We start from the raw sequence: 23,432 nt of genomic DNA on the forward strand, positions 1-23,432 counted from the left end.
GTAATTCCCCCGATGCGAGTCATTCGCACCTAGTATCTGACACTCCAACTCCTAACAATAACCAGTCAAATGGGCAAAATAATCGGTATTGACCTCGGCACCACCAACTCGTGCGTGGCCGTAATGGAAGGCAACGAGCCGGTGGTAATTCCGAACAGCGAAGGCCGCCGCACGACTCCCTCAATCGTGGCGTTCCTCGATAACGGTAAAGGCGAACGTAAAGTAGGTGACCCCGCTAAGCGTCAAGCCATTACCAACCCCACCAACACGCTCCAGTCGATTAAGCGCTTCATGGGCCGCGGCTTCGGTGAAGTGACCGAAGAAGCGAAAAACGTGTCCTACCAATTGGTAAGAGGCGCCAACAACACGGTGGCCGTGCAAATCGGCGACCGGCAGTACACGCCGCAGGAAATTTCGGCCATGGTACTGCAGAAAATGAAGCAGACCGCCGAAGATTACCTGGGCCAGCCTGTAACGGAAGCTGTTATTACGGTGCCTGCTTACTTCAACGACGCCCAGCGTCAGGCTACCAAAGAAGCTGGCGCCATTGCCGGCCTCGATGTGAAGCGCATCATCAACGAGCCGACTGCCGCCGCCCTGGCTTACGGCCTCGATAAGAAGCACAAAGACCAGAAGATTGCCGTGTATGACCTTGGTGGTGGTACGTTCGACATCTCCATCCTCGAACTGGGTGATGGCGTATTCGAAGTACTGAGCACCAACGGTGACACCCACCTCGGCGGCGACGACTTCGACCAAGTTATCATCAACTTCCTGGCCGAGACTTTCGCCAGTGAAAATGAAGGCCTCGACCTGCGCAAAGACGCTATGGCCCTCCAGCGCCTGAAAGAAGCTGCTGAGAAAGCCAAAGTAGAGCTGTCGTCGTCGACGGAAACTGAAATCAACCTGCCCTATGTAACGGCTACCGCTTCGGGCCCGAAACACTTGGTAGTGAAGCTGAGCCGCGCCAAGTTCGAGCAGCTTGCCGATAACCTCGTGCGTCGCTCGATGGAGCCTTGCAAGAAGGCGCTGCAAGACGCCGGCCTGAGCACTTCCGATATCGACGAAGTAATCTTGGTAGGTGGCTCGACCCGCATTCCGCGCATTCAGGAGGAGGTAGAGAAGTTCTTCGGCAAGAAGCCTTCCAAGGGTGTTAACCCCGACGAAGTAGTGGCCGTGGGCGCTGCCATCCAGGGTGGTGTATTGACTGGCGAGGTGAAAGACGTGCTTCTGCTCGACGTAACCCCTCTGTCGCTCGGTATCGAGACAATGGGCGGCGTGATGACCAAGCTCATCGAGTCGAACACCACGATTCCTACCAAGAAGTCGGAGACGTTCTCCACGGCTTCCGACAACCAGCCTTCGGTTGAGATTCACGTGCTGCAGGGCGAGCGTCCGTTGGCTTCGCAGAATCGCACCATCGGCCGCTTCCACCTCGATTCGATTCCGCCAGCACCCCGCGGTGTTCCGCAAATCGAAGTAACCTTCGACATTGATGCCAACGGAATTCTGCACGTATCGGCCAAGGACAAAGGCACAGGCAAAGAGCAGAAGATCCGCATCGAAGCCTCGTCGGGCCTCACCGATGCTGACATCGAGCGGATGCGCAACGAGGCGGCGGCCAATGCTGACGCTGACAAAGCCGAAACCGAGCGTATCGGCAAGATCAACGCTGCTGACTCGATGATTTTCCAGACGGAAAAGCAACTGAAAGAGTATGGCGACAAGCTGAGCGCCGGCAACAAGACGGCCGTTGATAATGCCCTTGCTGACCTGAAAAAGGCCCACGAGAGCAAAGACATCAGCCAGATTGATACGGCCATGGAAGCCATCAACACGGCTTGGCAGGCGGCTTCGCAGGAAATGTATGCCGCTACCCAGGGCGGTGCCGAAGGCGGCCAGCCTGGTGCTGACGGTGGCAACCCCTTCGGTGGTGCCGGCCAGCCCGGTGGCAACGGCCAGCAAGGCCAGCCGCACGACAACGTGACGGACGTCGACTACGAAGAAGTAGACGGCCAGAAGTAGGCCTGATCTATCCCTGAGTTACAATCAGGTTGATCAAGCGACATAAAAAGAGGCCCGAGGCAATGCGCTTCGGGCCTCTTTTTGTTCGGGCTCTTTCAGGTTAGTTTCCGGCCGCGTGCTACTTCAGCTGCCGCAGCCAGGCGTGGGCTTCGGTTTCACTCTCAAACAGCCGATAGGTAAGCGCCGATTCGCGGGCCTCGGTCATGACCAGATTCATCGAGAGCCGGGCAAAGACATCGTGCGCAATAAGCACCGCGCCGTAAAACGACTTGCCTTCGGAAGCAGCGGTATTGAGCCAATTGTCCGTAATCCAGACCCGCTCCTCCTCTGTAAAAGCCGACATGACGCGCTGGTCGCCGAGTAGCTTATGCCAGCCTCTGCTGTGCAGCAGCCGGGCCGCATGATTCAGAAATGCCTGCAGCTCCTCCAACTTGCGCTTGCCGGCATGGTACTGCACAATTGCATAGCCATTAGAGTCCTCCCAAAGCTGTCCGACAGGGTTTTCGAAATACAAACGCAACGATTTCTGAGTAGACGGTAGGGACATAGAAGGAACAAACCTGCCGCTATTCTAAGCGGCTGCACAAGGAGGAAGAAGGCAAATATACCAGGCGGCGCGAAGTAACAACGCGCTGTATTCAGCGAATTTCAACCCAACTTGCTGTACTGTTGTGCTTTCCCAGACCTCAGCCGGGCTGCCTCTCCATACAGGCCGCTGTATTTCCTGGGTTGGTGTTTTATAAGTATCAGATGGCGCATTTTCTCATTATTGGCGGAGGCATTGGTGGCTTGAGTGCCGCGCATGCATTACTCGCCCACGGACACACGGTGCGGGTGTATGAGGCTGCGCCGGAGTTGCGGGAAGTGGGCGCGGGAGTAGTGCTCGGTGCTAATGCTATGCGCGCCCTGCACCAGCTAGGTCTTCACGAACTGGTGCGTCCGCAGGGCACGGCCGTTACACACCTCCATTTGCTTGACCAAAACGGCCGACTGCTCCAGGCGGCGGATACCGCGGCCTTCACGCGCAAGCTGAGGTTTGATAATGTGGGCATCCATCGGGCAGTATTGCAGCAGGAATTGCTGCGTGGATTGCCTACCGATACGGTAGTTCTGGGTAAGCTGTTTGAGCGTTTTGAGGAAACGGCAACAGGCATTGAGGCTCATTTTGCTGATGGCACTTCTACCTCCGCCGATTTCCTGATTGGGGCAGATGGTCTCCGCTCACGTGTGCGGCACCAGCTACTACCTAAAGCGACTCTTCGCTACGCCGGCTACACCTGCTGGCGGGCCGTTGTGGACGGCTCACAGCTAGCACTGCCGGAAGGCCAATCGGGCGAAACGTGGGGTGCGCAGGGCCGGCGGTTTGGGTATGTTCCGGTGGGCGGCGGCCGTGTATACTGGTTTGCCTGCCTGAACAGCCCTGCGCCGCAGAACCCGGTGTTTCGGTCGTATCGAGTCGCCGATTTGCAGCGGGAGTTTGCCGGCTTTCATGCTCCCATCCCGGCCCTTCTGACCCTCACCCGCGACGAACAACTCCTCTGGAATGACATTCAGGACCTGAAGCCTCTCTCCCACTTGGCATATGGCCGGGTACTCCTTCTCGGCGACGCCGGCCATGCCACTACGCCCAACCTGGGCCAGGGCGCTGGCATGGCCATTGAGGATGCGGCCGTACTCAGCCAGTGCCTTGCCCAAACAACTGATATTGAAGCCGCCTTTCGCCGCTTTGAGCAACGTCGGTTGCCCCGTACTACTCGCATCGTGCGCACTTCCTGGCAGCTGGGCCGAGTGGGGCAGCTCGAAGGCCGGCTGCTTACCACACTGCGCAACACCGCTATGCGGCTTTTGCCTGCGGCCATAAGCCGCAGCCAGATGGCGTGGCTGTACGAAGAGGTGTAGCACATAATCAGGCCATGCGGGTAGTACTATAGCTATAAGCGCGGAGGCCCAGCCGCATAGTGCGGCCGGGCCCCTGTGGCACAGCATGCTACAAGAAAAGCAGCACTATGTCGTCAGTTCCTTTTTGGGCTGATCCGGATTAGCGGCTTCATGAGCCTCTTCTTCGTCTTCTTCCTCAAAACCCTCTTTAATTTTCTCTACTGCTTCGGCATGGTCGTCGGCATCGGCTTCTTCGCAGTTTTCCTCCTGCTCAGCCTTATCATGTGGCTCGTAGCTGAGTTTGATGAAGATGGGGAAGTGGTCGGAGCCGACGTAGGGCAGGCGCTCCATGTCGTCTACCTTGAAATCAGCCGACACAAAAACGTGGTCTAGAGGCCAGCGCAACAGCGAGTAATCGGCGTGAAATGTGGGTAGCAGGCCGCGCCCCACACGTGGGTCCAGCAGCCCGCTGATCCGGCGAAAGAGTTCGGAAGTGTGGGACCAAGCCACATCGTTCATGTCGCCGAACACGATGGTAGGCTCTTCTTTGTTATCTATGGCTTTGCCGACCAGCAGCAATTCGGCGTCGCGCTTGGTACTGGTTTTTGATTCGGCTGGTGCTGGCGGCTTCGGGTGCAAACCATAAAGCCGTACCCAGGTGCGGCCATCAGGCAGCTGAACCCGAGTGTGCAAGGAGGGCACATCGTCGTCGAGCAGGTATTTTATCTCGCAGTTTTCCAGCGGCAACCGGGAGAAAAACAACAGCCCGTACGTGTTGTCGAGTGGCTCGTGACAGGTGTAGGGGTGAGTCTGCTCCAGTGGCTTCAGCTGCTCATACCACCATTGGTCCGTCTCCACCGTCATGATAATATCGGGGTCGATGTCCTGCAACACGGCTAGGGCTTTGTCGCTCTGCTTATTGAACTGCAGCACGTTCATCATGGCCAGACTCAGGTGCCGCTTGCCGTCTTTCAGCGTACTATCGCCGACTTGCTTGCCAACCAGCCGCGTGTAGGGCATAATTCGAAACCACTGATAGAGCACCGCCGCTACCAACGAGCCCAAAGCGGCCCAGCCCCAATAGCCAGGCAACTGGTGCCAGCCCAGCATCAGCGCGGCCCCAATGGTGACCAGCGCTATGGCCACAATCTGCAGACGCGGAAAGTCAAAAATCCGAATCCACCAGGCAGTTTCTCGCAGTAGTGGCAGCAGGGTGGCTACCAGCGTACTCACCGTGAGCAGTAGCACTAACCCGTGCAGTATAGTAAGCCAAAGCGGAAGAGTGTCGAAGTCGGGCACGAGTGGTGTGGCAGAGAGGTAGGTAGTGGATGCGGGTCGGGCGTGGGGCTCAGGCGTGTTTAGTCGTCGCTGAAACCGCCTTTGCGCAGCTCTTCAATAGTACGCATTACTTTATCCTTGAGGGAAGTGCGGTATTTCTCCAACACATCGGCGAGGCGCGCATTGTTCAGAGCCAGCATCTGGGTGGCCAGTACGGCTGCATTAGTGGCTCCGTCCAGGGCCACCGTGGCCACAGGCACGCCGGCTGGCATCTGTAGCATCGACAGAATGGAATCCAGCCCGTGAATGGAAGTGGCCGAATTGATGGGCACTCCGATTACAGGCAGCGTGGTGAAGGAAGCTACCATGCCGGGCAAGTGAGCAGCCCCGCCTCCACCGGCAATAATCACGCGCAACCCCCGCTTACGGGCCGTTTCGGCGTATTCTACCAGGCGGTGGGGCGTACGATGGGCCGAAACCAGCGTAATTTCATACGTCACGCCGAACTGCCGGAGCAATTCGGCGGCCGCCGCCATGATCTTCAGGTCTGATTGGGAACCCATGATAATGCCTACCAAAGGCGTATCAGAGGGAGCAGGCGTTTCGGCCGCTGAGGGTGCAGGAAGGATCGTACTACTCATGTCGGAGAAAGAAAACAGGACGCACCTGTCGGGAAATGGCTTCTACGGGCCGTTGCCACGGCGGTTGAGCCATAAACATAGCATTTTCCGTGCTTGCTGATTTTCAAAGGCTCGTACCTTTACTCACTCCCTCTGCGCGCCCCTATGGAAATTCTGCTCGCCACTTTCACCACCTTGTTTTCGGTCGTAAACCCTTTTGGGGCCATGCCGGTGTTTCTCACTCTCACTGAAGATGATACGCCCACGCACCGGGCGGGTGTGGCACTGCGGGCGTGCTTCTATATGGTGGGCGTGCTGACGGTTTCGTTTTTCGCGGGCCAGTATGTGCTCAACTTTTTCGGTATCAACATTCATCACCTGCGCATTGCGGGCGGCATCCTCCTCATGCGCTCTGCCTTCGATTTGCTGACCCCCGGCGGCAACCGCGCCAAAGTATCGGATGCCACGCTGGAGGAAAGTATGCACAAGGATGATATCAGCTTCACGCCGCTAGCCATGCCCATGCTTTCCGGCCCCGGCTCCATGGCCGTTTGTATTGGCCTGTTCACCGGCAAGCTGAGCGTGCCTGATATGGGCCTGATTGTGGTTGGTTTTTGCCTGGTGGCGTTGGCGGCTTATATAATCCTCATGTCGTCCCTTAGACTTACCCGGTTTCTGGGCCGCCCCGGCATGGCTGCCCTGGCCCGCATCATGGGCTTCCTGACGCTGGCCATCGGGGTGAATTTTCTGGCCACGGCCATCGTGGCGCTGTTTCCGGGGCTGAGCAAGTAGACTCTCCCCCAGCAGGGGCACTCATCGGTTTGGTGAATGGCGAAAAGTCACTTGTTATGTACCAATTCAGTATTTGAGTAGCGTGGCGGCGTACAACACACGAGGTAGGCGTATCTTTGCCGCTCCTATGCTGAAGAACGACCTCCTCCTCCGTGCCGCCTGTGGCGAAGAAACTGAGCGCACTCCTGTATGGCTGATGCGCCAGGCCGGCCGCATTCTGCCCGAATACCGTGCACTGCGCGCCCGCCTCAGCGGTTTCAAAGAATTGGTAGAAACTCCTGAACTGGCCGCTGAAGTAACCATTCAGCCCGTGGACGCGCTGGATGTGGATGCTGCTATCATCTTCTCCGACATTCTGGTGGTGCCCGAAGCCATGGGCCTGACCTACGAAATGGTAGAAGCCCGCGGGCCGCTGTTTCCGGAAACCATCAAAAACGCGCATGACGTGGAACGCATGCGCATCGCCGACCCCGAGGAGCACCTTGGCTACGTGCTGGAAGCCATCCGGGTCACGAAGCGCGCCTTGAATGGCCGGGTTCCGCTTATCGGTTTCGCAGGTGCGCCCTGGACCATTCTGGCGTACATGGTGGAGGGCCACGGCTCCAAAACCTTCAGCAAAGCCCGCCGCATGCTCTACCAGGAGCCGGAACTGGCGCACGCGCTGCTGCGCAAAATCACGGCTACGACCATTGCGTATCTGAAAGCTCAGGTAGAGGCCGGAGCCAATATTGTGCAGGTATTCGACTCGTGGGCCGGCATTCTGCCGCCTGCTCATTACCAGGAGTTCAGCAGCCGCTACATTGCTGAAATCTGCGCGGCTATTCCCTCGGTGCCCGTTACGGTGTTTGCTAAAGGTGCTTTCTGGGCCGTGGAAGAATTTGCACAGTTCCCCTGCCGCACCATCGGCCTCGACTGGAATCAGGACCCGCGGGCCGTCCGTCCGCTCGTGGGCGACAAAACGCTGCAGGGCAACCTCGACCCCTGTGCCCTCTATGGTACGCCTGCGCAGGTGCGCGCCGCCACCACGGCTATGCTCGACCAGTTTGGCCCGCACCGCCACATTGCCAACCTGGGCCACGGCGTATACCCCGACACCAATCCCGATAACGTGAAGGTGTTTATTGAGACGGTGAAGGAGTACAGCCCGAAGCTGCGCGGCTAATAGGAAACCGGCAACGCAGCCGTACAGATACTCATGCCACTCAAGCGCCTTTTCCTCTGGGCCAAAACGCACCGCCTAGCGCTGCTGGCGGCCGGAGTAGCGCTGGCGTGGCTACCGCTGCTGGCGCTGTGCTTCTACAACCAGCCGTTTCTGTGCGACTTCTCAGTTTCAACGGATGTAGCCAACCACGGCCTGTGGGGTGCGCAGCCGTATTTGTTTCTGAACTGGTCGGGGCGCTACTTCACCAATTTGCTGCTATTCGTGGCCAACCCGCTGAGCTATGGCTGGCTGGAAGGCGTACAGCTGACGGCCTTGCTGAGCCAGCTGCTGCGGATAGCGGTGCTGTATGTGGCCGTTCGTGTACTGGCCCGGCAACAACTGCGCCGCAGAGAAGCGGCGTTGCTGGCGGCAGGCTTAGCGCTGCTTTACGTGGCACTGGCGCCGTACAAGTTCTCGGCGCTGTATTACTTCACCGAAATAGTGGTGTACCATGTGGCTGCGTGGCTGCTGGTACTAGTGCCGCTGGCAGTTGAGCGGCTGCACCGGGCGCAGAGCCCCTTTTCCCGCAAAGCCTGGGGGCTGGCGGCCGTGCTTGGCACTGTAGCAGCGGCCGGTGCCAATGAGCTGACAATTGTGTTGCTAGGGTTGGTACTGCTGGTAGGCACAGGCCTTAGCCTGCAACGGCGGCAATGGTTTAGCCTGCGTGTTTGGGTGGGCTTGGGTCTTCTGCTTCTGTTTTTTGGAACCCTGTCGGTGCTGGCTCCCGGCAACTCGGCCCGGCAGGAACTGGATGGTGCGTTGGTGCCGGCTGCTTCTTTTGGGGAGGCAGCCTCACGACTGGCTGTGCTGCTGCGCTATCTGTTCGTGGAGCCCGCCATGCTGGTACTTCCCGTGCTAGTGCTGGTTTTAGGGCCGCTGGCCGTGCGAGTTTTGCCGGCCCGGCCGCCAGGCCTGCGCTTGCCGTTGCTGCTAAGTGCGGCCGTTTTGGTAGGCGGCGTGGTGCTGGGCACGGTGCCCTATGCACTGATGTGGGCGCGGGTGCCGCTCATTCCGCGGGCCACAAATATTATGGTTTGGTGGTGGCTACTGGGCTGGATAGTAGCGGCGTGGGCCAGCTTACCAGCCGACCCGCAGCAGGTGCGCGTAGCTTCGCCGGCTGTCCGGATTCTGCTGAGTATGGTACTGGGCCTCATCATGTTGCAACCCGCTGCTCGCGCTGCCCTCGACTTGCGGCATGAGGCGCCCGAGTTTGCCCGACAGTGGCAATATCGGTTCGAGAAGCTCCGCCAAGCCGGCAGCCACACACCGCACAGCACACTTCAGCTTCCGCCGCTTCCGCCGCTCACGAACCGCATGCTATTTATTCCCCCCGACGACCTCTCTCCGATGTGCGGTTTTGGCGTGAATACGCGGCTGGCTACCTGGTTCGGCGTCGATTCGGTGCGGCTGGCGGTGCCACGCTAAGCACCATGCCGGCCTAGAGCACCCGCTTCTCCTGTGCTTCGGCCAGCAGCAGGCTTTTTTCAATCGGGACTACGCCTACCTGCTCACACACCAGGCCGCCGCCCAGATTGGCCAGCGCCGCCGTAACGGGAGCTGGCAAACCCAGCGCTACACACAGAGCCGCAATGCTGATAACTGTGTCGCCGGCACCGGATACGTCGGAGATGCTACGCAGGTGCGCCGGAATGTAGGTGCGCGTCAGTTCGCCGTTTTCCACAAATACCCCGCGCTCCGAGAGGGTCACCAGCACAATTTCGGGTGTAAGTACCTCGCGCAACCGCGCTACAGCGGCTTCAAAGTGCGGCCGGTCGGCATCCGTATCCCCAAATTCCAGCTTCAGTCCTTCGCGCAGCTCTTTCAGGTTGGGCTTGAACAGCGTGCAGTTGCGGTAAGCCAGGAAGTTCTTCTTTTTGGGGTCGACGACGGTAGGAATACCGCGCTGCCGTGCCAGCTGAATGAAATGCCGAATGCTAGCTTCATGCAGGACACCCTTATCGTAGTCCTCAAAAATCACGACATCAGCACGGCTCAGCAGCTGCTCGAAACGTGCCGTCAGATCAGTATTCTCCGCTGCGTTCAGGTCGGTTTCTACTTCCGAATCAATCCGCAGCAACTGTTGGCCGTGCGCCAGAATGCGCTGCTTGACGGTGGTGGGACGATGCCCGGAACGCACGATGCCTTCAGCGGAGAGCTGGTTACTTTGTAGTAGTTCCAGCAACTGGTCACCGCCCTGGTCCTCTCCTATCACGGCGCACAGCAACGGCGTGGCACCTAGCGCCTGCACGTTTAGAGCCACGTTGGCCGCTCCGCCAAGTCGCTGCTCCGTGCGGCTCACGTTTACTACTGGCACCGGCGCTTCCGGAGAAAGACGCGCGGCCTTACCCCACACGTACGCGTCCATCATCACGTCGCCCACAATCAGCACGGTCAGATGGTTGAAAGCGGCAAACAGTTCGGGAAGTGAAGTGGGCGGTATAGCAGCAGCGGGCATTACGGCGGGGTCAGAGGGAGAAGCTGCAAAGGTAAACCGCAGACCGCAATGATGCCGGTTGCCGCTGCTACCCGGAACTAGCCAGCAAAAAAGAAGCGCCAGCCGGACACATTCTCCGACTGGCGCTTCTTGCTGGTTCGCTGGCCTTACTGCAGCTTCGCCAGACTGTTTTTGATGCGAATGAAGGCTTCACGCAGTTTTTCATCGGCGGCGGCGGTGCTGAACCGGATGCAGTTCGGCGCCCCGAAGGCGCCGCCATCCACGGCAGCCACGTGGCCATCGTTGAGCATGAACAGAGCAAGGTCCGACGCATTGTGGATGACATCACCGCTGGGCGTGGTTTTGCCGAAATAGCCCGTCACGTCCGGAAAAACGTAAAACGCCCCGCTGGGCGTAGGCGTCCGGAAGCCTGGAATATCCTGGCACAGCGTCAGCACCAGGTCGCGGCGGCGGCGGTAAGCTGCCACCATTTCATCGGCGGAGCTGCGGCCGCCCTGCAGCGCCGCCAGCGCCGCTCGCTGCGTGATGGAGCAGGTACCAGATGTAATCTGGCTCTGCATTTTCTCGCAGGCGCTAGCTATTTCCTTTCGGGCCGCCAGGTAGCCAATCCGCCAGCCCGTCATGGCATAGCCTTTCGAGAAGCCGTTCACGGTGATGACCCGGTCTTTGATATCGGCGAACTGTGCCATGCTCACATGCTCGCCCACAAAATTGATGTACTCGTAAATCTCATCGGCCAGCACGTGCACCTGCGGATGGCGGGCTACCACTTCAGCAATGGCCGCCAGCTCTTCCCGCGAGAATACCGAGCCGGTGGGGTTGCAGGGCGAGGAGTACATAATCAGCTTGGTGCGGGGCGTAATGGCCGCTTCCAGCTCTTGTGCCGTCACTTTGAAGTCGTTTTCCAGCGCGCCCATCAGCGTGATGGTGGTGCCCTCGGCTAGCTTTACCATCTCCTCGTAGCTTACCCAATAGGGCGCAAACACAATCACCTCGTCGCCGGGATTTACCAGGCTGAGCACGGCGTTGGCCAGCGCCTGCTTGGCACCGGTACTCACCACAATATTTTCGGGCTTGTAGTCGAGCTGATTGTCGCGCTGCAGCTTGTCGCAGATGGCCTGCCGCAGGTCGGGATAGCCGGGCACAGGCGTGTAGAACGTGTAACCGTCGTCGAGGGCTTTTTTGGCGGCGTCTTTGATGTATTGCGGCGTCTGAAAATCAGGTTCGCCAAAGCTCAGACTAATCACATCCACGCCCTGCGCGGCCAGTTCGCGGGCTTTTTTAGCCATGGCAATAGTCTGCGACTCCTGCATGGCATTGATTCGGTCGGACAGGATAGAAGGCGTGAGCGTGGTAGCGTCGGACATGGAAATTTGGGAGGTAGAGGGGACGAAAGTAAAAGTACGGGAGTAGCCGCAGAATCGAGTCCGGGCTATTTGTCCTCGGTACCCAGCCACCGAAAACGGCGCAGCAGAATCTGCAGGTCGGTGCTGGGCTCGTAGTCTTTGGCGTACAGCAGTTCTAGGCGGCGGCGCGTGGCCTCGGTGAGGGGCGCAGCGGCCTGGGCCACATCGGCCGGCGATAGGATAGCACGAGCCAGACGCTGTGGCGCGGCGGCGTAGCGCAGGCCCACCCAGGTTCGGGAGCCACCTAGCACACGCAGGCAATTGCGCAGAAATCCACCTTTTTGCTGCTGCAGCCAGATCAGCAGCGGCGAGCCCAGCAGCAGCGCGAGGCTGGTCAGAATATCAAGCAGCCGCTTGTTGCGCACCTGCTCCGGCCGGAACAGGTTCAGGGTAATATCGAGCGTGTAGTAGTCGCCGGGAGCATCTTTGCTGGAGCTCCCGATGATGTATTCACTGTCTTGGGGAAGAATTTTGAAAGCAATAGGCGGCTGCTGTGGCAGGCTCACCATAAGGCTGATGATCTGGCTGGCCGACAAGTCCCGGCCGCAGAAAATCAACTCGTCTAAGGCATAGATGCGGATTATCTCATCGAGCTGACGTACCTCGCCCAGCAAATCATCGGGGGGGGCTATGGCCAGTGGCTCCGGCTCGGCTAGCACAGCAGCAGCCGTGCCATTGCCAGCTACCCTTCTGGTAGCAGTTGCGCTGGCTCTGGCAGGTGCTGCAACTTCCTGTTCCTGCGGTGTGATATAGCCGATAATGCGGGCCTGCACGGCGGCTTGTTCCAGCAGATGGCGTACTCGTAGACTTTCGGTGGCAGAACCGACAATAGCCACGCTTTTCTGCCGGCGCTCCGAGAAGCGCAGGTCGTGGTAGCGCAGGAAATGCCCGGCAAGCCGCCGCCCTACCAGCGCCATTACGGCCCACACGCCGCCTAGAATAATAAGGGCCTTGGAAAAGCGGTAAGCATCAAAAAAGTTGCTGATAGCCGAAATCAGGACTGTACCCAGGAAGATGCCCCGGGCAATGCGGGCCGTTTTGGTGGGCTTGTCGTAGGCGCCGCTGAGGTAGGCGGTAGCTAGCCACACCAGTATATACGCCGGCACCGCTACCAGCATAAACTGCGGCGGATAGGCCGTGGGCACATATTTGTGGTTCTGCTCCCAATATGTTTTTAGGAAGTACATGCCGCCGTAGATCAGGGCGGCATCGAGCAGCACGGGGGCAGCTTGCGTGAGCAGCCGCTCGGCCACGGCCGCGCCGGCCCGCAGCCAGATGGCCGCATTTATCAGCAACGAAAAAGTACCGGCCCGGCCTGGCGCAAAGTGCTTCTGCGCAAAAATCACCATGGCCCGGTAAAACACGAACACATAGTTCACGCTCGTGCGCTTGGTGCTTTCGCCCTTGTAGTGAATGATGCGGGTGGCAGGCAGGTAGTGGTTTTTCCAGCCGCCCTGCGTGATGCGGTACGAGAGGTCAATGTCCTCGCCGTACATGAAGTAGTCCTCATCAAGCAAACCCACTTGGTCGAGGGTCGCCTTGCGCATGAGCATGAACGCGCCGCTGAGCACCTCTATTTCGTGGGGCTGGTCTTTGTCGAGAAAGCCAAGGTGGTAGCGCCCGAATTTGCGCGACTTCGGAAACACCTTCGCCAGCCCAAAAATCTTGTAGAACGCCACCCAAGGTGTGGGCAGGCCGCGCTTGCTCTCCGGCAAAAACTTGCCCTGCCCGTCCAGCATCTTCACACCCAGACCGCCAGCGTTGGGATGTTCGTCCATGAACTCGCAGCAGATGCGGAAGGTATCTTCTTCTACTACCGTGTCGGGGTTGAGCAGCAGTTGGTATTCTCCTTTAGCAATGCGTAGGGCTTGGTTATTGGCCTTCGAGAAGCCGGGGTTGTCCTTGTTTTCGATAAGAATAACCTCCGGAAACCGGGCCTTCACCATGGCCACGGAGCCATCCACGGAGTTGTTATCGACCACAAACACCTCAACCGGCTGGGCCAGCTTCTCCACCGCCCGCCGCACCGACAGTAGCGCCTGCTCCAGAAAGTAGCAGACGTTGTAGTTGACGATAACGACGGAAAGCTTCACAGGGAGCAATAGCGGAGCGGGCGGATAGAACGGCGAAAGTTACGGAGTGTGACCGGCATTGTAGAACGGGCGGCTCCGGCTTCGCCCTCGCCGAGCGAGTTAGCAGATTTTGTAGCGCTTCATACCGGCTTCATGAAGGCGGCGGTTGCTTTGTGCTATTCAATCAGGATGGCACGCAATACGCATATGAAAAGAGGGTTCCTGCTCACGCTACTAGGCATGAGTGCATTGTACGGCAGCACTAGCTGCTCTGAGAAACACCACGAAAAAGAGGAGAAAATCAAGTTTCTCGTCACCAGCCCGCTCCAGAAAGACACGACTATTACCAAGGAGTACGTGTCGCAGATTCATGCCTACCAGCACATTGAGGTGCGGGCGCTGGAAAAGGGCTACCTCCAGAAGATTTATGTGGATGAGGGCCAGTCGGTGCGTGAAGGGCAGCTGATGTTCCAGATCATGCCGATGGTGTACAAGGCCGAGCTGCAGAAGTCGAAGGCCGAGGCCAGCTACGTGGGCATCGAGTACCAGAACACCAAGCTGCTGGCCGACAAGAACGTGGTATCAAAAAACGAACTGGCGCTGGCCCAGGCCAAGCTGGACAAGGCCAACGCCGAAGTGGGGCTGGCCAAAACCCACCTTGATTTCACCACTATCCGGGCCCCGTTCAGCGGCATGATGGACCATTTCCAGGCCCGGCTGGGCAGCCTGGTGGACGAAGGCGACCTGCTGACTACGCTTTCTGACAACAGCAAAATGTGGGTGTACTTCAACGTGCCCGAGGCCGAGTATCTGGCCTACAAGGCCCACGCCCGCACCGAAGCCGAAACCAAGGTGAAGCTGCGCATGGCCGACAACGAGGAGTTCAAGCACCCCGGCGTGGTGCAGACCATCGAGGCCGACTTCAACAACGAAACCGGCAACATCGCCTTCCGGGCCACCTTCCCCAACCCCGAGGGCCTGCTGCGCAACGGCGAAACCGGCTCGGTACTGATGACCGTGCCGCTGAAAAACGCCCTCATCATCCCGCAGAAAGCCACTTTCGAGGTGCTCGAAAAGAAGTTCGTGTACGTGGTGGATGCCAAGCACAAGGTCCACCAGACCGAGGTAACCGTGGCCTCCGAAATGCCCGACCTCTACATCATCTCGGCCGGCCTGAAAGCCACCGACAAAATCATGCTCGAAGGCATCCGCAAAGTGAAGGAAGGCGACAAAATCCGCTTCACCTACGCGGAGCCGAAGTCGGTGATTTCGCATTTGAAAGTGTACAGCGAGTAGGATTCTGCCGCACAAGCAGACCGTCATGCTGAGCTTGTCGAAGCATCTCTACCGCCAAACTAACTCCTTCTTATCGTACGATTTCCGCTCCATAGCCCAGGGTTTAAACCCTGGGCTGGTGAACCGTGCAACGAAGCGGTAGAGATGCTTCGACAAGCTCAGCATGACGGCCTTTTGGCCCATTAAGCACAACCCATGTTCAGTAAATTCATCCGCCGACCCGTGTTTGCCATCGTCATATCGGTGGTCATCATGTTCCTGGGCATTCTGGCTATCAAGACGCTGCCCACGTCGCAGTTCCCCGAGATTTCGCCGCCGATGGTGATGGTGAGCACGGCGTATCCGGGCGCCAGCGCCAAGGTGCTCACCGAATCGGTGCTCATTCCGCTGGAGCAGGCCATTAATGGCGTGCCGGGCATGAAGTACATGACCTCCGACGCCGTATCGGCCGGCGAGGCCAACATTCAGATTGTGTTCAACCTGGGCACCGACCCCGAGCAGGCCGTGGTGAACGTGAACACCCGCATTGCGCAGGTGCTCAACCGCCTGCCGGTGCTGGTGCAGCGCGAGGGCGTGGTGGTGAACCGCGTGGTGCCCAACATGCTCATGTATGTCAACCTCTACAGCAAAGACAAGAATACCGATATGCGGTATCTCTTCAACTTTGCCGGGGTGAACATGCTGCCCGAAATCCAGCGCATTGATGGCGTGGGCCGGGCCAGCATCTTGGGCAGCCGCCAATACGCCATGCGCGTGTGGCTGAAGCCGGACCGCATGCGGGCCTACAACCTGTCGGTGGACGACGTGATGGAAGCCCTCAACGACCAGAGCGTGATTGGCTCGCCGGGCCGCATCGGCCGCTCGGATGGCAAGGAGGCCTCGGCGCTGGAGTATGTGCTGACCTACAAGGGCCGCTTCAACGACGTGGAGGAGTACAAGAACGTCATCATCAAGGCCAACGCCAACGGCGAAACGCTGCGCCTCAAGGACGTGGCCAACGTGGAGCTGGGCTCGGAGTTCTACGACATCTACTCCAACCTCGACGGCTACCCTTCGGCGGCCATCATGCTCAAGCAGACCTACGGTTCCAACGCCCTCGACGTCATCAAGAGCGTAAAAACCAAGCTGGAGGAGTTGAAGAAAACCATGCCTCCCGGCATGGACTACAAGATCAGCTACGACGTGTCGAACTTCCTCGACGCCTCCACCGAAAACGTAATTCACACCCTGCGCGACGCCTTTATTCTGGTGGCCCTGGTGGTGTTCCTGTTCCTGGGCGACTGGCGCTCCACGCTGATTCCGATTATTGCCGTGCCGGTGTCGTTGGTGGGCGCGTTCATGGCCATGCAGGCGTTCGGGCTCACCATCAACATGATAACGCTGTTTGCGCTGGTGCTGGCCATCGGGATTGTGGTGGATGATGCCATTGTGGTGGTGGAAGCCGTGCACGCCAAGATGGAGGAAAAGCACCTCTCGCCCTACGGCGCGGTGCGCGAGGTAATCGGCGAAATCAGCGGGGCCATCATTGCCATTACCATCCTGATGACGGCCGTGTTTGTGCCGGTGGCGTTCATGAGCGGGCCGGTGGGCATTTTCTACCGCCAGTTCTCGATTACCATGGCCGCCAGCATCGTCATTTCCGGCATCGTGGCCCTGACGCTGACGCCGGTGCTGTGCGCCATGATTCTGAAGAAGCACGACCCCAGCCACCCGAAGAAGAAAACGCCCATCAATCGGTTTATCGACTGGTTTAACCGTGGCTTCGAGCGCCTGACCGGCCGCTACACCAACATCTTGGAAAAGGTGGTGGACCGCCGCGTGCTCACCTTCCTGGTACTGATTGCCTTCGGGCTGGGCATCTTCGGCATCTCCACTACCCTGCCCTCGGGCTTCATTCCGGCCGAAGACCAGGGCATGATTTACGCCGTGCTCCAGACGCCGCCCGGCTCCACCCTGGAACGCACCAACGACCTGTCGCAACGCCTCCAAAAGCTGGCCGAGAAAGTGCCCGGCATCGAAAGCATTTCCACGCTGGCCGGCTACGAGATTCTGACCGAAGGCCGCGGCTCCAACGCCGGTACCTGCATCATCAGCCTCAAGCCCTGGAACGAGCGCAAGGAATCGGTGCACGACGTTATCATGTCCTTAGAAGAAAAGGCCAAGGAAATTCCCGGCGCGACCATCGAGTTCTTCGAGCCGCCGGCAGTACCGGGCTATGGCGCGGCCGGCGGCTTCCAGCTGCAGCTGCTCGATAAAACCGCCACCGGCGACTACAAGGCCCTGGAAAAAGTGAACGAGGAGTTCATGGGCGAGCTGAAAAAGCGCAAGGAGCTGAGCGGCCTGTTTACCTTCTTCTCGGCCAACTATCCGCAGTACGAGCTGCAGATTGACAACCAGCTGGCCATGCAGAAAGGCGTGAGCATCGGCAACGCCATGAACACGCTGAGCATCATGGTGGGCTCGACCTACGAGCTGGGCTTCATCAAGTACCAGCGCTTCTTCAAGGTGTTTGTGCAGGCTTCGCCCGAGTACCGCCGCCTACCCAAAGACATTCTGGACATGTGGGTGAAGAACGACAAGGGCGAAATGGTGCCGATGTCGGCCTTCATGAAGATTGTGAAGGGCCAGGGCGCCAACGAAATCAACCGCTATAATATGTATCCCACGGCCTCCATCCGCGGCGACGCGGCCCAGGGTTACAGCTCCGGCGAGGCCATTAAGGCGGTGCAGGAAGTGGCCGCCAAAACCCTGCCCCGCGGCTACGACATCGACTGGGGCGGCCTCTCAAAAGACGAAGTGGGCCGCGGCAACGAGGCCATCTACATCTTCCTGGTCGTGATTGTGTTCGTGTACCTGGTGCTGGCCGCGCAGTATGAGAGCTTCCTGCTGCCGCTGTCGGTGATTCTGAGCTTGCCGGCCGGCATTTTCGGCTCCTTCCTGCTCATCAAAACCATGGGCCTGGCCAACAACATCTACGCCCAGGTGGGCCTCGTGATGCTGGTGGGCCTGTTGGGCAAAAACGCCGTGCTGATTGTGGAGTTTGCGGTGCAGAAGCACGAGGAAGGCATGACAGTGCGCGAGGCGGCCATTGAGGGCGCAAAAGTGCGTTTTCGGCCCATCCTGATGACGAGTTTCGCCTTCATTGCCGGCCTGATTCCGCTGGTACTAGCCCACGGCGCGGGCGCCATCGGCAACCGCACCATCGGCACGGCGGCGCTGGGCGGCATGCTGTTCGGCACCGTGTTCGGGGTGCTCATTGTGCCCGGCCTGTACTACATCTTCGGCACCCTGGCCGCTGGCCGCAAGCTGATTCAGGACGAGAATGAGAACCCACTGTCGGAGTTCGAGCCCCATGTTATTGTTGAAGAAGAAGTTCCAAGTCACGCTCATGCTTAAGAAACGCATCTATCAAGGCCTGAGCGCAGCCCTGCTGACGCTGGCGGTGGGCGCGTGCAAAACGCCCGAGCTGGCCACCAAGGCCGCCGGCCGGCCGGTGCCCATCAGTTACGCCACCAACACCACAGACAGCACGAACACCGCCCGCAACCAGTGGCGGCAGTTCTTCACCGACTCCAACCTCATCGGCCTCATCGATACGGCCCTGCAGCGCAACCAAGAGTTGAATATTTCGCTGCAGGAAATTCAGATTGCCCGCAACGAGGTCCAGATCCGCAAAGGTGAGTACCTGCCTTTTGTGGGCCTGGGCGTTAAGGCCGAAGCCGAGCGCCCCAGCCGCAACACCTTGCAGGGCGCCACCGAGGAAGCTATCCGCATCCAATCCGACCACCGCAACCCCGACCCACTGCAGAACTACCAGATTGGGGCGTTTGCCAGCTGGGAAGTGGACATCTGGCACAAGCTGCGCAACGCTCGCAAGTCGGCCGCGCTGCGCTACCTGGCCACGGTGGAAGGCCGCAACTTCACCGTCACGAACCTGATTGGCGAAATTGCCGCCTCCTACTACGAGCTGCTGGCCCTGGACAACCAACTGGCCATCGTGCGCCAGAACATCGAGCTGCAAACCAACGCCCTGGAGCTGGTGAAGCTGCAGAAGGAGTCGGCGCGCACCACCGAGCTGGCCGTACAGCGCTTCGAGGCCCAGCTGCACAACACGCGCAGCCTGCAGTACGGCATCCAGCAGCGCATCACCGAAACCGAGAACCGCCTCAACTTCCTGGCCGGCCGCTACCCTCAGCCCATTACGCGCAACGCCGCCGCCTTCAACGAGCTGCTGCCCGCCCCGGTGCAGGCCGGCGTGCCGGCCCAGCTGCTGCAAAACCGCCCCGATATCAGACAGGCCGAGCAGCAGCTAGCCGCCGCCAAGCTGGATATCCAGATTGCGCGGGCCAACTTCTACCCAGCGCTGCGCATCACGGGCGGGGCCGGTTTCGGGGCCTTCAAGCCCGGCCTGCTGTTCACCACGCCCGAGAGTATGCTGTACTCGTTGGCTGGTGATTTGGTGGCGCCGCTGGTGAACCGCAACGGCATCAAGGCCCTGTACGGCAACGCCAACGCCGTGCAGATTCAGGCCGCCTACAACTACGAGCGGACCATCCTGAACGCCTACGTGGAAGTAGCCAACCAGCTGGCCAGCATCAACAACCTGCAGCAGAGCTACAACGAAAAGGCGAAGGCCGTACTGGCCCTCAACCAGTCCACCAGCATTTCCAACAGCCTGTTCCGCTCCGCCCGCGCCGACTACACCGAAGTCCTCTTCACCCAGCGCGACGCCCTGGAATCCAAATTCGACCTCATCGAAACCCGGATGCAGCAGCTCAACGCCTCCGTAAACGTGTACCGCGCCCTCGGCGGCGGCTGGAGGTAGGTCGGGAGGAAAAACCCTTCGCATAGATGCAAAAAAAAGCCTCCCCGTCACGCAATTACGCGACGGGGAGGCTTTTTTTAGCTTTTCCAGAGTAGTTACCGCGCCTGGCGCTGGCGCTCTACAATGGAGCGGCCCAGCGTAATTTCGTCGGCGTATTCCAGCTCGCCGCCCATCGGTATGCCGCGGGCAATGGTGCTGATGTGCACGCCTTCGAAGTCGCGGAGCTTGCGCGAGAGAAAAAAGGCGGTGGTGTCGCCTTCCATCGTGGGGCTGATAGCCAGAATAACCTCTTTCACTTCCGACTCGGGCGCGCCCATGCGGGCTACCAGCGAATCGATTTGCAGGTCGCTGGGGCCCACGCCTTCAATGGGTGAAATGACGCCCCCTAGCACGTGGTACGTGCCTTTGTACTGGCCCGTATTTTCGATGGCAATGACGTCGCGGATGTCCGACACCACGCACACCGTACTATGGTCGCGGAGCTTGTTGGCGCAGATAGTACACTCCGGCGTATCGGAAATATTGTGGCAGGTATCGCAGTAGCGAATCTCGAAGCGCATCTTGGCCAAGGCCTCTGCCAGCGTAGCCGTCGTATCGGCTTCGGCCTTCAGCAGGTGCAGCGCCAGACGCAGGGCCGTTTTCTTGCCTACACCCGGCAGCTTTGACAGTTCGCCAACGGCATTTTCTATCAGTTTGGAGGGGAATTCCATCTAGTTGGTAGTGAGTAAGGATGGTTGCCTACTGGGTACGCTGACGCCTGAACGGCAACAATCAACCTGCAGCAACCATTAGAGTACGTCGGCCGAGATGCCTCGGTCGTGGATGGCGGTGCACATGCCGGCCAACTCATCGAACGTGCCATGCTTTACGGTGCACTGGCCTTTATAATGAATAAGCAGCGTACACTGTTCCGCCTGTTCCGGCTCGTGGCCGCACACATCAATCAGGGTTTTGATGACGTGGTCGAACGTATTGACGTCATCATTGTACACGATTAGGTCGCGCACGTCGGTGGTTTCTTCCAGGAGCAGAACGTCCTCGTCGTACTCGATTTGCGGTTTGCTGTTCATGGCACAAAAATACGGAAAAGCGAGCAGAAAGCCGGGTTTTCCTGGCCCGGCCGGCCTACTATAACCCCCTGAAAGGCTGAATCGTTTCGGGCAGTGCCAGGAAAAAACAGCGGGCTGCAACTGCGCGGCTGCTCGTCCGTCGTTGGCAGCAGAACCAGCCTCCTGCTCCCGAAATCTGCCGTAATTTCGGCATTCGTTTCCTCCACCTTTTTCCGTTTCATGCTTCACTCCTCTTCTCGCCGGCCGCTGCTTCCGCTGCTGGTGCTCCTTTTGGCGCAACTGCCGGCCCTGGCCCAGCAGAAACGCCTGACCATGGAAGATGCCTTCCTCAACCGCAGCCTGCAACCCGAAAATCTACGTCAGCTCACCTGGATTCCGGGTTCCAAAGACGAATACAGCTACCTGCGCACGGTGGGTGGCCAGGAAGAAGTGGTGCGCGGCACGGCGGGCGGCCAGGCTACGGCCGTCATTTCGTTGGGCGAGCTAGGCCAGGCGCTGCAGGCGGCTGGTGCCCCCGCCGTGAAGGCCTCGGCGTTTCCGGCTGTTACGTGGGTTAATCCGCAAAGCCTGCTTGTTACGCGCATCAACAAGGTGTACCGCATAGATGCAGTCACCAAGCAGGCCAGCGCAGTATTTGGTTATGATGCCGCCGCCGAAAACGTGGAAATGGACCCTACCAAAACGCGCGTGGCCTATACCAAAGACCAGAACCTGTACATCTCGGCGGCGGGCCGCGAAAACGAGGCCGTAACGCAGGAAACCAATCCGGCCATCGTGAACGGGCAGGCCGCGCACCGCTCGGAATTCGGCATCACGAAAGGCACGTTCTGGAGCCCCACCGGAAGCAAGCTGGCCTACTACCGCATGGACCAGACCATGGTGACGGACTATCCGCTGGTAGACGTGTCCTCGACACCGGCGCAGCAGAAAGCCATCAAATACCCCATGGCCGGCGACAAAAGCCACGAGGTGACGCTGGGCGTGTATGACCTTGTTTCGCGCAAAACCGTGTTTCTGCAGACTGGTGAGCCAAAGGAGCAGTACCTGACCAACATCAGCTGGAGCCCCGACGAGAAAAGCATTTATATAGCGGTGCTCAACCGGGGCCAGAGCCAGATGAAGCTGAACCAGTACGATGCGGGCAGCGGCGCCTTTGTGAAGACGCTGTTTGAGGAGAAATCCGACAAGGACTTTGTGGAGCCGCTGCACGAGCTGGAGTTTGTGTCCGGCCGCCCCGACCAGTTTCTGTGGCGCAGCCAGCGCGACGGCTACGAGCATATCTACCTCTACAGCACCAGCGGCAAGCTGCTGCGCCAGCTCACGAAAGGCAGCTGGCAGGTAACCGACGTGCTGGGCTTTGCCGATAACAACCGCGAAGTAGTGTTCCAGAGCACGGCCGCCAGCCCCATGCAGCGCCGCATCTACGCCGTGAAACTAAGCGGCGGCAAAGTGCGCGAAATCACGCGCGAAGCCGGCACGCACACCGCCACCCTCAGCCCCGGCGGCAAGCAGCTGCTCGACGTGTTCAGCAACACCACTACCCCGCGCATTGTCCGCACGGTGAACGTGGCCGATGGCAAAACCCAGCAGACGCTGCTTACGGCCCCCAATCCGCTGACGGAATATCAGCTCGGCGAAACTAAGCTCGTCACCATCAAGGCCGCCGATGGCACCACCGACCTCTACGGTCGCCTGACCACGCCGCCCAATTTCGACCCGGCCAAAAAGTACCCCACGGTGGTGTACCTCTACGGCGGCCCGCACGTGCAGCTCGTCACGGATTCGTGGCTGGGCGGCGGCAACCTTTGGATGCAGCTGATGGCGCAGAAAGGCTACGTAGTGTTTACTGTCGATTCGCGGGGCAGCGGCAACCGGGGCTCGGTGTTTGAGCGCGCCACGTTCCGCCAGCTTGGCACCGTAGAAATGGCCGACCAGCTTAAGGGCGTCGACTACCTCAAAACCCTGCCCTATGTAGACCAAGCCCGCATGGGCATCCACGGCTGGAGCTTCGGCGGCTTCATGACCACGACCATGATGACGCGCAGCCCCGGCACGTTCAAAGTAGGCGTGGGCGGCGGCCCGGTGATTGACTGGCGCATGTATGAAATCATGTATACGGAGCGCTACATGGACACGCCCCAGGAAAACCCCGAAGGCTACCAAAAGGCCAATCTGCTCAACTACGTGGATAAGCTGCAGGGCAAGCTCTTGCTCATTCACGGCACCGTCGACGATGTGGTGGTGTGGCAGCACAGCCTCGACTACCTCAAAACGGCTGTTGATAAGGGCGTGCAGCTCGACTACTTCGTGTATCCCGGCCACCCACACAACGTGAGCGGCAAAGACCGGGTGCACCTCTACAACAAAATCACGCAGTACTTCGACGAGAAGTTGTAGCGCTTGAATTTTACCAGAAAAAGCCGCTGACTTCCTCGTTAGCGGCTTTTTTCTTGCCCTGGGCCCCGACGCCACTTTGCCTTCACTCATAGTTTGCTGAACCAGAAAAACGGCCTG

General features: G+C 59.1%; 17 protein-coding genes. 9 read left to right on the plus strand and 8 right to left on the minus strand.

Annotation, left to right across the window (positions count from 1 at the left end; all coding sequences use genetic code 11):
- The first annotated feature begins 69 nt into the window (after window positions 1-69).
- Entirely contained in the window at window positions 70-2,025 is a 1,956-nt protein-coding gene (gene dnaK / locus H4317_RS14095) for a molecular chaperone DnaK (RefSeq protein WP_185887215.1), read from the plus strand.
- Between the two features lie 118 nt (window positions 2,026-2,143).
- Here dnaK and H4317_RS14100 read toward each other — a convergent pair whose 3' ends face one another.
- Complete coding sequence (locus H4317_RS14100; protein WP_185887216.1) at window positions 2,144-2,572, minus strand: hypothetical protein; 429 nt, start codon at window positions 2,570-2,572, stop codon at window positions 2,144-2,146.
- 203 nt (window positions 2,573-2,775) lie between these two features.
- On the opposite strand from H4317_RS14100, the gene H4317_RS14105 reads away from it, so the two are divergent.
- Window positions 2,776-3,924: an FAD-dependent monooxygenase gene (locus H4317_RS14105; protein ID WP_185887217.1), complete on the plus strand. Its 1,149-nt coding sequence runs from the start codon at window positions 2,776-2,778 to the stop codon at window positions 3,922-3,924.
- 105 nt (window positions 3,925-4,029) lie between these two features.
- On the opposite strand, the gene H4317_RS14110 is transcribed toward H4317_RS14105, so the two are convergent.
- A complete protein-coding gene (locus H4317_RS14110; RefSeq protein ID WP_221899164.1) occupies window positions 4,030-5,202 on the minus strand; it encodes an endonuclease/exonuclease/phosphatase family protein in 1,173 nt (390 codons plus the stop codon).
- Between the two features lie 59 nt (window positions 5,203-5,261).
- A complete protein-coding gene (gene purE, locus H4317_RS14115) occupies window positions 5,262-5,744 on the minus strand; it encodes a 5-(carboxyamino)imidazole ribonucleotide mutase (protein WP_260625893.1) in 483 nt (160 codons plus the stop codon).
- A 222-nt stretch (window positions 5,745-5,966) separates the two neighbouring features.
- Between purE and H4317_RS14120 the strand changes: the two genes are divergently transcribed.
- The 3 genes from H4317_RS14120 to H4317_RS14130 all read left to right on the plus strand — a co-directional run bounded on the left by H4317_RS14120 (window position 5,967) and on the right by H4317_RS14130 (window position 9,219).
- Window positions 5,967-6,593 (plus strand): MarC family protein, encoded by a 627-nt coding sequence (locus tag H4317_RS14120; protein WP_185887219.1) that lies wholly within the window; start codon window positions 5,967-5,969, stop codon window positions 6,591-6,593.
- A gap of 127 nt (window positions 6,594-6,720) precedes the next feature.
- Window positions 6,721-7,755, plus strand: a complete 1,035-nt coding sequence (hemE, locus tag H4317_RS14125) for a uroporphyrinogen decarboxylase (protein ID WP_185887220.1) — start codon at window positions 6,721-6,723, stop codon at window positions 7,753-7,755.
- A gap of 33 nt (window positions 7,756-7,788) precedes the next feature.
- A complete protein-coding gene (locus H4317_RS14130) occupies window positions 7,789-9,219 on the plus strand; it encodes a hypothetical protein (RefSeq protein ID WP_185887221.1) in 1,431 nt (476 codons plus the stop codon).
- Window positions 9,220-9,232: 13 nt separating this feature from the next.
- Here the strand turns inward: H4317_RS14130 and H4317_RS14135 are convergent, their stop codons facing one another.
- The 3 genes from H4317_RS14135 to H4317_RS14145 form a co-directional block, all read right to left on the minus strand.
- Window positions 9,233-10,249: a bifunctional heptose 7-phosphate kinase/heptose 1-phosphate adenyltransferase gene (locus H4317_RS14135; protein WP_185887222.1), complete on the minus strand. Its 1,017-nt coding sequence runs from the start codon at window positions 10,247-10,249 to the stop codon at window positions 9,233-9,235.
- 146 nt (window positions 10,250-10,395) lie between these two features.
- Entirely contained in the window at window positions 10,396-11,616 is a 1,221-nt protein-coding gene (locus H4317_RS14140) for a pyridoxal phosphate-dependent aminotransferase (RefSeq protein ID WP_185887223.1), read from the minus strand.
- A 65-nt stretch (window positions 11,617-11,681) separates the two neighbouring features.
- Window positions 11,682-13,748 (minus strand): glycosyltransferase family 2 protein, encoded by a 2,067-nt coding sequence (locus H4317_RS14145; RefSeq protein WP_185887224.1) that lies wholly within the window; start codon window positions 13,746-13,748, stop codon window positions 11,682-11,684.
- 186 nt (window positions 13,749-13,934) lie between these two features.
- On the opposite strand from H4317_RS14145, the gene H4317_RS14150 reads away from it, so the two are divergent.
- The 3 genes from H4317_RS14150 (at window position 13,935) to H4317_RS14160 (ending at window position 19,848) form a co-directional block, all read left to right on the plus strand.
- Window positions 13,935-15,023 (plus strand): efflux RND transporter periplasmic adaptor subunit, encoded by a 1,089-nt coding sequence (locus H4317_RS14150; protein ID WP_185887225.1) that lies wholly within the window; start codon window positions 13,935-13,937, stop codon window positions 15,021-15,023.
- A gap of 195 nt (window positions 15,024-15,218) precedes the next feature.
- The gene (locus H4317_RS14155; protein WP_185887226.1) at window positions 15,219-18,419 is read left to right on the plus strand and encodes an efflux RND transporter permease subunit; all 3,201 of its coding nucleotides are present in this window, start codon (window positions 15,219-15,221) and stop codon (window positions 18,417-18,419) included.
- A complete protein-coding gene (locus H4317_RS14160; protein WP_185887227.1) occupies window positions 18,412-19,848 on the plus strand; it encodes a TolC family protein in 1,437 nt (478 codons plus the stop codon). Before H4317_RS14155 ends, H4317_RS14160 begins: the two co-directional genes overlap by 8 nt.
- Window positions 19,849-19,943: 95 nt before the next feature.
- On the opposite strand, the gene recR is transcribed toward H4317_RS14160, so the two are convergent.
- Both recR and H4317_RS14170 read right to left on the minus strand, forming a co-directional pair.
- A complete protein-coding gene (gene recR, locus H4317_RS14165) occupies window positions 19,944-20,558 on the minus strand; it encodes a recombination mediator RecR (RefSeq protein ID WP_185887228.1) in 615 nt (204 codons plus the stop codon).
- A gap of 78 nt (window positions 20,559-20,636) precedes the next feature.
- Window positions 20,637-20,918 carry an ATP-dependent Clp protease adaptor ClpS gene (locus tag H4317_RS14170; RefSeq protein ID WP_185887229.1) on the minus strand — a complete coding sequence of 94 codons (282 nt, stop codon included), beginning with the start codon at window positions 20,916-20,918 and terminating at the stop codon, window positions 20,637-20,639.
- Between the two features lie 219 nt (window positions 20,919-21,137).
- Between H4317_RS14170 and H4317_RS14175 the strand changes: the two genes are divergently transcribed.
- Window positions 21,138-23,315 (plus strand): S9 family peptidase, encoded by a 2,178-nt coding sequence (locus tag H4317_RS14175; protein WP_185887230.1) that lies wholly within the window; start codon window positions 21,138-21,140, stop codon window positions 23,313-23,315.
- Window positions 23,316-23,432: the final 117 nt, after the last annotated feature.

The organism is Hymenobacter sediminicola (assembly GCF_014250515.1).
Lineage (GTDB): Bacteria > Bacteroidota > Bacteroidia > Cytophagales > Hymenobacteraceae > Hymenobacter > Hymenobacter sediminicola.

Excerpts from the sequence above, each read along its gene's own strand:
- H4317_RS14140 (WP_185887223.1), bottom strand. The coding sequence starts at position 11,616 with ATGTCCGACGCTACCACGCTCACGCCTTCTATCCTGTCCGACCGAATC.
- dnaK (WP_185887215.1), top strand. The coding sequence starts at position 70 with ATGGGCAAAATAATCGGTATTGACCTCGGCACCACCAACTCGTGCGTG.
- H4317_RS14155 (WP_185887226.1), top strand. The coding sequence starts at position 15,219 with ATGTTCAGTAAATTCATCCGCCGACCCGTGTTTGCCATCGTCATATCG.
- H4317_RS14105 (WP_185887217.1), top strand. The coding sequence starts at position 2,776 with ATGGCGCATTTTCTCATTATTGGCGGAGGCATTGGTGGCTTGAGTGCC.
- H4317_RS14120 (WP_185887219.1), top strand. The coding sequence starts at position 5,967 with ATGGAAATTCTGCTCGCCACTTTCACCACCTTGTTTTCGGTCGTAAAC.
- H4317_RS14150 (WP_185887225.1), top strand. The coding sequence starts at position 13,935 with ATGAAAAGAGGGTTCCTGCTCACGCTACTAGGCATGAGTGCATTGTAC.
- H4317_RS14100 (WP_185887216.1), bottom strand. The coding sequence starts at position 2,572 with ATGTCCCTACCGTCTACTCAGAAATCGTTGCGTTTGTATTTCGAAAAC.
- hemE (WP_185887220.1), top strand. The coding sequence starts at position 6,721 with ATGCTGAAGAACGACCTCCTCCTCCGTGCCGCCTGTGGCGAAGAAACT.
- H4317_RS14175 (WP_185887230.1), top strand. The coding sequence starts at position 21,138 with ATGCTTCACTCCTCTTCTCGCCGGCCGCTGCTTCCGCTGCTGGTGCTC.
- H4317_RS14135 (WP_185887222.1), bottom strand. The coding sequence starts at position 10,249 with ATGCCCGCTGCTGCTATACCGCCCACTTCACTTCCCGAACTGTTTGCC.
- H4317_RS14170 (WP_185887229.1), bottom strand. The coding sequence starts at position 20,918 with ATGAACAGCAAACCGCAAATCGAGTACGACGAGGACGTTCTGCTCCTG.
- H4317_RS14160 (WP_185887227.1), top strand. The coding sequence starts at position 18,412 with ATGCTTAAGAAACGCATCTATCAAGGCCTGAGCGCAGCCCTGCTGACG.
- H4317_RS14130 (WP_185887221.1), top strand. The coding sequence starts at position 7,789 with ATGCCACTCAAGCGCCTTTTCCTCTGGGCCAAAACGCACCGCCTAGCG.
- recR (WP_185887228.1), bottom strand. The coding sequence starts at position 20,558 with ATGGAATTCCCCTCCAAACTGATAGAAAATGCCGTTGGCGAACTGTCA.
- purE (WP_260625893.1), bottom strand. The coding sequence starts at position 5,744 with ATGGGTTCCCAATCAGACCTGAAGATCATGGCGGCGGCCGCCGAATTG.